We start from the raw sequence: 12173 nt of genomic DNA, 5'->3' as shown, positions 1-12173 counted from the left end.
GTCTAATCTATCCAGATATCGCGCTCGAGGCGGTCGAGGCGTTCGTTTAGGCGGGCAACGTCGTCACGCAGTTTGTCCACTTCTTCCAACCATGCGGCAAGCGTGGCTTGGTCGATAACAGGGGATTCGGGTTCGCGTGAAAAATCGCTGATTTGATCGGCAATGCTTTTGCCGATTTTTTTCATGGTACGGCCGATGTCGCCGGCGCGCGAGCTGATGCTTTCTGCGGCCACATGACCGAATACACGCGCCAAATCTTCGCTCGGATAATAGCGCAGCCCACCCAAAATAGGAAGGACGGACATGCCCAATACCAAGTCGCCTTCAAGGCTGATGTCACCCACGCCGGGCTGGCCGCCTTGGAGGATTTTTTGGATGGCGCTGTTGTGGAATGTGATGTTGGTGTCGGCGGTTTCGTTTGCAGTTTCAAGAAAACCTTGTTCGTTGATGCGTCCGGTCAGTCTGAAACCGGTCAGGCTGATGCAGATGATGCTGCCTGCAAATTCAGACAGCTCGCGCTGTTGCTCTGGATTTTGCTGTATCAGGTGGTTGATAAGGGGAAATAGGGCGGACATGGTTTACTCTAAATGCCGTCTGAAACGGATTAATGGGTTGAGTCGCAATTTTACAGGCTTAGCCCGTCTGCGCAAACGGTATTTACAATTTTGCCGTTGCTTTTGTCATCAATGATGAAATCAGGAGCCGGTAGGCCGAGTTTGGCTGCTTCGGCAGTATAAAATTCTGCCCGGCTTGGGTGGAGGGGTTCGACAATATTGCGGATACGCTTGCCGTCAGCTTGGCAGGCCGTCTGAAAAAGGATTTGGACGGCCAAGTCTTTATGAAGAATATTGACGGGTTGATTGCCGCCTTGAATGCGTGTTTTTTGAACCAGCTTGGTAACGGGATGACGGTCGGCAGAGTAAAGCCCGCCCAGTCGCAGTATGTCGATATGGGGTACGGCACTTTCAAGCAAGGCTTGCTCGATTGTGAGGATTTGACGGGCGGATTCGGTTTGCGGATCGGGCGACGTGGTTTCATCGCATATGCGTGCTTGGTCGCCATACACGCTGGTACTGCTGGTAAAGATGATGTGTTTTACCTTGGACTGCTCGGCAAGTTGAATCCATTCTTTCAGGGTATCGGCGTAATGGTTTAATGACGAAGGCGGAAGCAGGCAAAACCATGTCGGCTTGTTGATATGGTTTTGCCACAAGGCCGAACTGTGAAAAATATTGTCTTGATTCAAATCGATGATGTCGAGTTCTATCGGCAGATTGATGTCGTCGGAGGTCAGGTTGCGTTTGATGGCGGCTACCTGACTGCTTTGCTCATAACATTTTTGCGCCAGCGGCAGGCCGAGATAGCCTAAGCCGAGAATGGAAATATCGGGAAGGTGCATAAATAAAGCATCCGAAAATTAACAGGCCGTCTGAAAATAGCTTTAACTTGGTTAAAGCCACGTTTTCAGACGGCCTTTGTATGGAAAAATCAATGGTTGCTGCCGATTTTTTGGTCGAATTCGGCACGTTGTTCCGGCAGGAGGTAAGGGCGCAACAGGCTGAGTGTGCGGCTGATGCCCCGTACTTTGGAGTCTTCGGTCAACTTGGCGCGGCCGCGCAGGGAGCTGTCGAAGTCAAACCAATATTTCGTCACCATCCACATATTGACGGCAAGGTCGTTCATGGCGGTTTGGTCTGCGCTGATGATGTTTAGGCCGTTGAGCTGGGTCAGCAGGTTGACCAACAGCGGGGAAACTTTGGCTTGGGTAAAGGTATTGTGTTCGCCCAATAATTCGGCACTGCGGGCAAGCAGGGTATTCACATCGCTGAAAAGGAAACGATATTCCCACATCACATCATAAATACCGGCCATGTAGTTGATGGAGTCTTCCACATTAGACGGCAATACGGCTTCGTTAAGGTAGACAAGCAGGGCTTCGCTGTAACGCTTGAACAATTGGACAATGATTTCGTCTTTATTGCGGAAATGGTAGTAGAGGTTGCCCGGGCTGATGCCCAAGTGGGCGGCAATGTGGTTGGTGCTGATATTGCGCTCGCCTTCTTCGTTGAACAAGGCGAGGCTGGCATTGATGATTCGTGTGTAAGTGTTGACTTTGGCAATGCGCGGCATGGGATACACTCCTTTGTTTTATAGGCTGTATGAAGTAGGCAGCCAGTTGGGTTCTGCGTGTAATTCTACCTGAAATTGAGTAAATACTGTATTACAAACATATTGTGCCAGCTGGTGGACATCTTGCGCGGATGCATTGTTTTTATTCACCAAAACCAAAGCCTGTCTGTCATGCACTGCCGCACCGCCGATCTGATGACCTTTCAGACGGCATTGGTCAATCAGCCAGCCGGCCGCGAGTTTGACCGAACCGTCAGGCTGCGGATAGCGTGGCATATTGGGGTATTGCTGCAACAAATCGGCAGCTTTTTCAGCGCTGACAACAGGGTTTTTAAAGAAACTTCCGACATTACCAAGCACGTTAGGATTAGGCAGTTTACTGTTGCGGATTGCACACACTGCGTCGGAAACATCTTTGGCCGTTGCTTCTCGGCCTTGGCTCAGTTCGGCAACTGCGGCCGCCAAATCGCCATAGCCCAAGTTCGGCACAAAATGCTCTTTCAACGCAAATACAACCGAAACAATCACATAGCGGCCTTTGCCTTCCTGTTTGAATAGACTTTCACGATAGGCAAAGTCACAGTCGGCATTGGAAAGCTCGACAAAGGTGTCCGTATCCAAATCAAAGCAGCGTACGCTATGGATAACATCTTTCGCTTCAACGCCGTATGCGCCAATATTTTGTACCGGAGACGCGCCGACCGTGCCAGGAATCAGGCTGAGGTTTTCCAGCCCGCTCAAACCCAGTCCAACCGTATGTAAAACAAAATCATGCCAAATTTCCCCGGCCTGCGCTTCGATATAAACCAGGCCGTCTGAATGCTCAATTTCGCGTATTCCCTTGTTTTCCATATGCACAACAAGACCGGCGTAGTCCTCCATCAAAAGGATATTGCTGCCGCCGCCGAGCCATAAAACAGTATCTCGGTTGAACTCGGGCAGCCGGACGATATCGCGCAACTCGTCGGCATGTTTGAGCGCGATAAAGGCTTGGGCTTTGGCGCGAAGACCGAAAGTGTTGTAGGGGGTGAGGTCGGTTTGGTATTGGATGGGTTGCATGATGATTTGTGATTTTGTGGATTCAGGTCGTCTGAAAACTTACTATTTAACAATTACGATAGGTAATGGGATATTGGGGGGCTTTATAGTTTTCTTGGGAAGAATAGGTCAGCTTGTCCACGATTTCTTGATAAATGTCGGACTCTTTTGGCAACGGCTTGCCTTCAAACATCCAGCGACCTTTAATAATATCGTCGGCAGAAATCCATCTTTCGATTTCATATACTGCTAATGTCCAGCCGCGATAGACTGCAACTGCATATTTTGCTTTTTCACGTCGGCTTCCGATTTTCCAATATTTTCGTGTGCGCTCATAAATTTCCTTATCCCTATTGGCTTCAGGAATATTTCCGGATCTAATATCTTTTTTGAGTTTCTCATATTCTTTATTAATTGTAATTAAAACAATGGGTTCACCAGTTTTTAATTCCTGAGCATCATATTGTCGCTTTAATTCCGAAAAGTCCATTAATCCTACTTTTGAAGAATGTGTGCCCCCTTGAATATTAGTCAGCGGCTGCTGGCTCGGCTTGACCAAAGAGAGTAGGTCTATTGCCATCGATTCATATTCAAAAGCCTGTTCGTCTGTTTGAATGTTGTGTCGCAGAATGTAATACACGGGTTGGTTTCCGCTTTTATGTATTTCCCTAATCAAGGCAATTTTATCACTTGGCTTTTCTGTTTCTTGTAATGAGGCTTGGGCATGATGGAAAACGCGATTGCCTACGCCTTTACCTACATAGAAAATATTGCCGTCTCTAGGGTCAATCAAGCAATAAATATAGTAAGCAAGTTTTTCTATAATGGAAGTTGAAAACATTTTTTTCCTTAAAAGTTAATAAGTCATAAATAAAACATCAATGGAGGTCGTCTGAAAGAAATTTCAGACGGCCTTATGTGATTTGACCATCTCTTTACTGCAAAGCTCCAGGCACCATACCAATGCGATGGCAGCAATCGTCAGTGAAGCGGTCAGCGCGGTCCAAAAGCCGTAAATGCCCATATCGGCATGATAGGCAAGCAGGTAGCCGGGCAACAGGCCGCAACCCCAGAAAGCCACGGCATGGATGAACATCGGCATTTTGGTCACTTTATAGCCGCGCAGCGCATATGAAGCGATACATTGGGTGGCGTCTGCCAGTTGGAATAGGGAAGCGAAAAATAAAACGGTCGCGGCAATGCCTAATACGGCCGCATCGTTGGTATACATACCGACCAACTGAAAGCGAAAGATGACCAAGAGCAGCGCGGTACAGGCAGCAAGCATCCAGCCCAACACCAATGAAACGCCTGAAATATAACGCGCCCGCAAAAACTCGCGCCGTCCGAGCGAAAAGCCAACGCGTACCGTGCTTGCCGAGCCGACGCTTTGCGGAACCATATACAAAATGCCCGACAGGCTGATGACGACTTGTTGCGCGGCGACATAATCCTCGCCGAATGGCGCCACTAAAAAGACGATAAACGAAAACGCGCTGGCTTCTAAAAAATAAGACAAGCCGATGGGGGCGCCGATTTTCCAAATCTGTTTGAAAGCCGTCAAATCGGGTTTGCCGATTTTTGCCGTCAAACCAAACGGACGGAAGAATTTTTCTTTGGCAATATAAAGCCACAAAGCCAATGCGCTGAACCAAAATACCGCCGCCGTTGCCACGCCGCAACCTGCGCCACCTAAAGCAGGCATACCGAATTTGCCGTAAACGAACACATAGTTCAGCGGCACATTCAACACAAATGCCGCGAAGCTGACCAACATAATCACGCGCGGACGGTTCAAGCTTGAGGCATAGGCGTGCAGGGCACGGTGTATCATGGCAGCCGGCATTGCCAAGCTGGTGAAGAACATATATTGCGTCATCGTGTCTTCGACATAATCGTTCAATGTCAGCCAATGACGGAAAGGCGTAATCATCGTCCACATCAACAGCATACCGAATACGCCCAAACACAAGCCAAACCAAATGCCCTGCATTCCTGTTTTGCCGACTTCTTCGGTTTTACCCGCGCCGTACAGCTGGGCAATCATCGGGTTCAACGCCGCCATCACGCCCATAAAGGTAATGTAAATCGTGGAAAACGCACTGCTGCCCAAAGCCACCGCGGCCAAATCTTCCTTACCTGCGCCACCGGCCATCACCGTATCGACAAAACCAATGCCCACTTGCGCCACTTGCGCCAACAGCATAGGCAGGGCGAGGGCGGTAAGCAGGCGGGTTTCTTTTAAGAAAACAGGAAAGGCAAAGCGATTGAGGTTCAGTAGCATAATGTGTGCGGTTTGAGGATAAAGGCCGTCTGAAAACAGAAATTTAAAATTATAAAGGGTAATACTGATAAGCAGGCAATATGTTGTTTAATCGCTAAAATTTTCAGACGGCCTTAAATGTCGGATGTCTTTTTACTGCTTCCAACCAGCTGTCCGGCGTTTGAAACTGCATCAGGCCGTCTGAAAGCGACACCGCGGCTTGGGTAGTCGAAGCGCGGGTCAATTTTTCATTGGTTTCGGCATCGTAAATGGTGTAATCGATACGCAGGCAGCTTTCGATCTCGACGATGTCCATATCAACGCGGATTTTTTGGCCGAAACGGGCAGGGCGGATGTATTTGAGGTTCATCTGCACAATCGGCCAGCTGTACCCCTGCCGTCCCATTTCGTTGTAGTCGTAACCGATGGAAGACAAAAAAGCGCAACGTGCGGTTTCAAGGTATTTGACATAGTTGCCATGCCACACGATGTGCATGGCATCTACGTCAAAAAAAGGAACTTCGGTTTCAAAGCTGTGTTGGCAGTAGATGTGTTTTTTCATGGTTTAAAAGAGTAAGTGTGATGGTTTCAGACGGCGTCTTCGCCCCAAAAATCATAAAAATTGAACCATTGTAGCGGATTTTGCGCACATTCTTGCGCCAGAATGTCGGCAAAACCCTGCATTGCGTCTTTGACGGCAGCCTCGCGGTTACCACGTTTCCAGCTGGAAGTATCGGTAAAGCGGCGCAGTTTTAAATGATAGCGGCCGTTTTGTTTGACGCAAAACAGCGTGTTTACCTGCGTTTTTAAAAGCGAAGCCAATAGCCATGCGCCTTGCGGCATAGGGGCTGTGTGACCTAAGAAATTAATGTCGGCGGTTTTCTCGCCACGTACAGGCACACGGTCGGCCGCGATGGCAATCCATTCGCCGTCTTCGATACGGCGGTTCAATTCCATCATCAGGGTGGTGTCCAAATCTGTCACCTGAATCAGGCGGATATGTTCTGCGCCGGCTTTTTGCAATGCCTCGTTAAATGCCTGCGCGTGTTTGCTGTGTACCAATACATTGAGTCTGAAATTTTTATGGTGCGACACCAGCGCACGGCAAACTTCGGTATTGCCCAAGTGCGAACAGGCAAAAATCTGGCCGCGTTCGTTACGCTTGACTTGCGAATAGATATCGTCCGGATCTTCAATCACCAAATCTTCATAACGGATTTTGCGTTGCCACACGGCAAAACGGTCGCAAACCGCTTCGCCAAATGCGATGAATTGTTTGAATACGCTGTGTTTCGGCAGGACGGTATGGGGAAAGGCCGTCTGAAGACGGGTTTGATAGCGTAAGACATGACGGCGCGGTTTGGGCGCGGTTGCATAAAAATACAGCACCACAAACCAAATGCACGGCCTCATGAAAAAAGCCGGCAGATAGCGCACCATCAGTGTGGTCAGAGCGAGAAACAGGCGGCTGCCGCGTTCGGGCTGCGCCGCCCAATGGGTTTGTTTATTATCGGTCATGGTTTCAGACGGCCTTTCCGAAAACTTTACCCAATCGGTGTTTCAGCATGCCGAAAAACAGCCGTGTGTGCATTTTGCTGATGCGAACATTGTCGGCAAAGGCATCGAAGTGGGACACGCCGTCGGCGGCGTATTGGACGGGCGTTTTAATCCAAACCGGTTTGACATCGCGCCAATACAGGCGGATAAGGATTTCCGTATCGAAGTCCATGCGGTCGCCTACGGTTTCTTCGCGGACGACGGATAGCGCGGGTGCAAGCGGATAGAGGCGGAAGCCGCACATACCGTCTTTGATGTCGCATGACCAAGTGTGCAGCATATTCCAGAAATCGGTAATTTTGCGTCCGTAAAGCCGTGCTTTGGGCGCGTCATCGCCGTATTGCGGCCAGCCGCAAACAACGGCTTCGGGGTTTTGTCTTGCTGCGGCGAGGAGTTTGGGTGTGTCGCTCAAGCAATGCTGGCCGTCTGCATCAACCTGCAAAACGTGGGTATAGCCATGTTCTTGAGCGTATTCCAAGCCGGTTTTGACCGCTGCGCCTTTGCCGCCGTTGATGGGGCGGTAAAGGACATCAATGCCGTCTGAAACCAAATCCTGCAATACAGGTTTGCATTCTTCGCGTGAACCGTCGTCCACAATTAAAACGTTTAAACCGAAGCCGCGCATGGTTTGGGCAACGTGGCTGATGGTGGTCGGATGGTTGTAATGTGGAATGAGGGCCAGGGTTTTCATAAATATTTTTTAGACGACGTTAACACAATGCAGAGTATAACAAATAAACATGCCATGGCGTTTGAAAAGGCCGTCTGAAACGGCGAGGAGAAAATCGTTTGATTTCGTTTTTCACTGTTTCAGACGGCCTTTGATATGCCATTAATTCAGCATTGTACATGACCGACATCGAGGCATAAATCATGGAACTCGTTGAGCGTGCTGCGGTGGCCGATGCTGATGATGATGCTGTCGGGCAGTTTTTGCTTTAAGGCACGGTAGAGCATGGCTTCGGTCGGTTCGTCCAAGGCGGCGGTAGCTTCATCGAGCAGGATGACTTTGGGCTGCGAGAGCAGGGCGCGGACGAAGGCGACGCGTTGCAGTTCGCCAGGGGAGAGTTTATGTTGCCAGTCATCGGTTTTATCTAATTTATCAACCAGATAACCTAATCGGCAGGTATTCATGGCGTCGATCAGTTCCGGATGTTGTTTGTCGATGTCGGGGTAACAAATTGCATCGCGCAGACTGCCTTGTGCCGTGTACGGGCGTTGCGGCAGGAAGAGGATGTCTTGATGCGGCGGACGGCTGACTTTGCCGCTGCTGCCGAACGGCCAAAGCCCCGCCAGCGCGCGCAGCAGCGAGGTTTTGCCGCAACCGCTCGGACCGCGTATCAGCAGGGAATCGCCGCTTTTGAGGTTGACGTTGATGCCGCTCAGCAGGATTTCGCCGTTGTGGCGGAACAGGGCGACGTTTTCCAGCGAGAGGTCGTCTGAAACCTCGGTAATGTCGGGTTGTTGTGTGCTGTGTTGTTCTTCCGTACTCAACAAGAATCCGTACAGACGCTCCAATCGGGCGCGGTAGGCGGTGAATTTGTTGTAGAACATCCGGAAGAAAGACAGCGCGTTTTGCAGTCGTGCGAAGGCTTGGACGGTCTGCTGGATGTCGCCGATTTTGATTTGTCCGGCAAACAGGCGCGGAGCTTGCAAAATAATCGGAAAGAGTTTGATGCCGTTGGTGAACATATCGTTAAAGCCGCTCAGGCAGACGCTTTGTCGCGCAATGCGCCAACGGTTGCGGATAATGGCTTTAAAGCGGTCGGAAAGCTGGTCGTGTTCGTGTTTTTCGCCGCTGTAAAACGCCACGCTTTCGGCGTGGTCGCGTACGCGGATGAGGGAATAACGGTAGTCGCCGTTGAGCTTTTCGTTTTCATAGTTGTAACGAATCAACGGGTTACCTATCCACATGGCGACAAAGGTTGCCAAAATCACAAATATATAGACAAACCAAACGATGCCGTGCGGAATGTCGAAGCCGAACACGGTCAGGATGCCCGCCAAACCCCATAAAACAACGGCAAATTCCAAAGAGGTAACGACCGAATTGACCATGCCGCGCACAAATTCTATGGTCGAGGCGATGAAATCCTGCGCGTCTTGTTGGATACGCTGGTCGATGTTGTCCGGCGCGTGGCGGCGCATTTGCAGGCGGTAGTAGTTTTTGTCGGCAAGCCAGTGTGAAGTCAAAACTTCATTGAGCCGCTCCGACCATTTAATCGCCAAGCCTTGATCGAGAAAGTCGTTGACGACGTTGTTAAACGCCCGTATCAACACCACGCCCGCGTTCATCGCTGCAAACATCCAAAACGCGGAGGCATTCAAATCCTGCATCGAGTCGTAAAGCCCTTTGGACATAAAGGTACTCAACACATTCAGCCGTACTTCGGTTAACAGCAGCGTAATCATCGCCGTAATCAGCAGCAATACTTTAACTGCACTTTTCGGCGTCAGGCAAAGACGCAGGATATAGCTAAACTCACGCCCGAAGCGTGTATTGCGTGCAAAAAACAGAATGACCGCCGAGGCTGCAGCGACCATCAATAAGGTCTGCAATAGCCAAGACGGCGTGGAATAAAGCTCGATTTGCCATTTTTGCATGGAGTGTTCTCTGAAAGGAAGTAAAGGTCGTCTGAAAGGACGGCAAATTTATTTGACTATGGTAACTGTAATAATAGTTTTCTGAACTGTTGTATTTTTTGTATGTACAAACGGTTCTTATTTGTTTTTGTGGAAAGCAGGAATCTTATCAAATATAATCGCAAAACCAAATTACTTTGTAATTTTTTACTCGATATAAGAATTATTAATATTTCAAACCAGAAGGTATTTTATGAATAGCAAATTAGCCCTGATGCCGCTTTTGATTATGAGCGCATTTTCTTATGCCGCCGATGAAGCGACACCCGAAACCCCTGTGCAACAGCAGTTGCAGGAAGTCAATGTCCGCGCCGACGCCAAACGCGTCAAAGCCGCCCGTTCTTACTCCATCGCCAGCGACGGCGACTTGCGCGACCGCGTAAACTTGGGCGTATTGGGCAAAGCCAACGCCTTTACCGTGCCGATTACCGTCGTCAATTACGACGAACAAGCCCTCAACAACACCGAAGCGCGTACTTTGGTGGATGCCGTAGCGAAAAAAGACGCTTCCGTTTGGCAGTTCGGCGGCGAAAGCAACACATTGACCGGCCTGTATTTCCGCGGTTACCAACTTGATGCGCGCCAATTCAGCGTCAACGGTTTGGCAGGTATGTACGGCACGCAAGGCACAGCCAGCGTGCAAGTCGGCTCCGCGCAGCTGATTAAAGGCGCATCCACTGCCGTAAACGGCATGGACCCTGAAGGCGCGGTATCCGGTTCCGTCAATATCGAAACCAAAAAAGCCGCCGATGAAGGCAACCGCAAAATCGGTTTGGGCTGGTTCAGCAACAACCGCGCCCAAGGCACATTCGACTTGGGTCAACGCTTCGGCGAAAACAAAGAATTCGGTGTGCGCGCCAACGGCAAACTGCGCCACGGCGACACCCCGCGCCACGGTTACAGCGAAGACAACAAAGAATTTGCCTTGAATGCCGACTATCGAGGCGAAAAACTGCGCGTGGCGTTCGATTCCATCTACGCGAAACGCAAAACCAACGGCGGCCGCGCGCGTATGCAGGACATTCAAAACGCCAACGGCCACTTGTTTGATGCACCTGAAGGCAAAGTGAATTTGGCGCCGAGCTGGCAGGCTCAAAACACGCGCGGTCAAACGAATATGCTGACCTTCGAATGGGATGCATTTGAAAATGCCCAAATTACAGGCGGCATCGGCTACAACAATGCACGTTATTACGGTAATTTCGCCTCTCCTACCGTCACAAGCAGCGGTTTGACCTACAATTCAGGTCGCGCACGTTTGACTGACCAGCGTTTCAAAACGCTCAGTATGAATCTGACTGCTCGCGGCGAATTTGAAACCGGACCGGTAAGTCACAACTGGAGTGCCGCATTTGACCGTATCGACCGTAAACGCACCACTTATCAAGGCGCACGTCAAACACGAAGCAGCGTTATCGATCCGAGCCTTGATATTCCAACCCAGTTGGCAAAATTGGATTCCAACTTAGGAACGGCATGGAGTGCAACGCCTTCAGTGGACACCGTGATCAAAGTGAACAGTTTGGCGGTATCTGACACGCTTGGTTTTGCCGACAACAAATACCGACTCACTTTGGGCGGGCGTTTCCAAGCCGTCGAGCAGAAAAACAAATTAAACGGCCGCAAAGCGGATGCGAACCGTTTCAGCCCGATGTTGATGGCGGCATGGGTTCCGCAGCCTGATTTGGTGGTTTACGGAAACTATATGGAAGATTTGGAGCCGTCCAACATCCGTACCGATGAGGACGGTCATGTGACGATGGCAGATCCGCGCGTCAGCCGCCAATTTGAAGTCGGCGTACGCAAAAACTGGGGCGACTTTGTAACCACTTTAAACGCGTTCCAAATCAAACGTCCGGGCTACTGGCGCGGCAACACAACTTCAGGTACTGATTTCGCAGCGCGCAAAAATGCAGGCTTGGCTTATAGCGGTTCCGAGCAAGGCATGGAGCGCAGCCGCGGTATTGAGTTCAATACCTATGCCAACTTGTTGAACAAAACCCTGCGTCCGACTTTCGGTCTGATGTATCTGCAATCAACCGTAAAAGATTATCCGAATTTCGCCGATAATTTGGTTAACGGCGTACAAGTCGCCAACCCGCGCGTGATTGCCAAAGCGGGCGTGGAATGGGACACCCCGTTTGCCAAAGGTTTGACCTTGAACGGCAACGTTTCGTACTTCGGCAAGTCTTATCAAGACATGCAAAAACAATACGCCTTCCCATCCTATACCTTGGTTGACGTAGGTGCGCGCTACAAAACCAAGCTCGGCAAAAATACGTTGACCGTCAGCAGCTCGGTAGAAAACCTGTTCAACAAAAACTACTGGCAGGTACAGCGCGGCCAATACGACCGCAGCTTCGCCGTCGTCGGTATGCCGCGCACTTATTGGCTGAAAGCGGAATTGGATTTCTAATCTGATTTCGGTTTGACCGTAATAGCAGGCCGTCTGAAAGGGAATGATAAAAAGCAAGAATTTGGTTTTTATCCCTTTTCAGACGGCCTAATTTGATTGCCTTATGTTTTTTGCTTGAAAAATCTT

At 50.0% G+C, this 12173-nt stretch carries 11 protein-coding genes; 1 reads left to right on the top strand and 10 read right to left on the bottom strand.

What is annotated here, in order from left to right; genetic code table 11:
• Positions 1-2 precede the first annotated feature (2 nt).
• From HMPREF2865_RS04900 to HMPREF2865_RS04855, 10 genes are all read right to left on the bottom strand, one after another.
• On the bottom strand, positions 3-575 hold the full coding sequence (locus HMPREF2865_RS04900) for a ubiquinone biosynthesis accessory factor UbiJ (RefSeq protein WP_070645995.1): 573 nt from the start codon (positions 573-575) through the stop codon (positions 3-5).
• Positions 576-625: 50 nt separating this feature from the next.
• Positions 626-1399, bottom strand: a complete 774-nt coding sequence (locus HMPREF2865_RS04895) for a Rossmann-fold NAD(P)-binding domain-containing protein (protein ID WP_070645992.1) — start codon at positions 1397-1399, stop codon at positions 626-628.
• 89 nt (positions 1400-1488) lie between these two features.
• The gene (locus HMPREF2865_RS04890; protein WP_070645989.1) at positions 1489-2130 is read right to left on the bottom strand and encodes a TetR/AcrR family transcriptional regulator; all 642 of its coding nucleotides are present in this window, start codon (positions 2128-2130) and stop codon (positions 1489-1491) included.
• 18 nt (positions 2131-2148) lie between these two features.
• On the bottom strand, positions 2149-3189 hold the full coding sequence (gene murB / locus HMPREF2865_RS04885) for a UDP-N-acetylmuramate dehydrogenase (RefSeq protein WP_070645986.1): 1041 nt from the start codon (positions 3187-3189) through the stop codon (positions 2149-2151).
• A gap of 46 nt (positions 3190-3235) precedes the next feature.
• A complete protein-coding gene (locus tag HMPREF2865_RS04880) occupies positions 3236-4009 on the bottom strand; it encodes an LEM-3-like GIY-YIG domain-containing protein (protein ID WP_070645984.1) in 774 nt (257 codons plus the stop codon).
• Between the two features lie 63 nt (positions 4010-4072).
• Entirely contained in the window at positions 4073-5452 is a 1380-nt protein-coding gene (locus tag HMPREF2865_RS04875; RefSeq protein ID WP_070645982.1) for an MATE family efflux transporter, read from the bottom strand.
• 103 nt (positions 5453-5555) lie between these two features.
• Positions 5556-5993 carry an acyl-CoA thioesterase gene (locus tag HMPREF2865_RS04870; protein ID WP_004519960.1) on the bottom strand — a complete coding sequence of 146 codons (438 nt, stop codon included), beginning with the start codon at positions 5991-5993 and terminating at the stop codon, positions 5556-5558.
• 26 nt (positions 5994-6019) lie between these two features.
• Positions 6020-6949: an LpxL/LpxP family acyltransferase gene (locus tag HMPREF2865_RS04865; protein ID WP_070645980.1), complete on the bottom strand. Its 930-nt coding sequence runs from the start codon at positions 6947-6949 to the stop codon at positions 6020-6022.
• 4 nt (positions 6950-6953) lie between these two features.
• Positions 6954-7679, bottom strand: coding sequence for a glycosyltransferase family 2 protein (locus HMPREF2865_RS04860; RefSeq protein WP_070645978.1), 726 nt, complete (start codon positions 7677-7679; stop codon positions 6954-6956).
• 146 nt (positions 7680-7825) lie between these two features.
• The gene (locus HMPREF2865_RS04855) at positions 7826-9592 is read right to left on the bottom strand and encodes an ABC transporter ATP-binding protein/permease (RefSeq protein ID WP_070645976.1); all 1767 of its coding nucleotides are present in this window, start codon (positions 9590-9592) and stop codon (positions 7826-7828) included.
• 232 nt (positions 9593-9824) lie between these two features.
• Here HMPREF2865_RS04855 and HMPREF2865_RS04850 point away from each other — a divergent pair, with 232 nt between their 5' ends.
• Complete coding sequence (locus HMPREF2865_RS04850; protein WP_070645974.1) at positions 9825-12047, top strand: TonB-dependent receptor; 2223 nt, start codon at positions 9825-9827, stop codon at positions 12045-12047.
• Positions 12048-12173 lie beyond the last annotated feature (126 nt).

Source organism: Neisseria sp. HMSC073G10 (assembly GCF_001812605.1).
In the GTDB taxonomy this organism is placed as follows: domain Bacteria; phylum Pseudomonadota; class Gammaproteobacteria; order Burkholderiales; family Neisseriaceae; genus Neisseria; species Neisseria subflava_A.
This window is presented reverse-complemented; position numbering and strand designations above follow the sequence as displayed.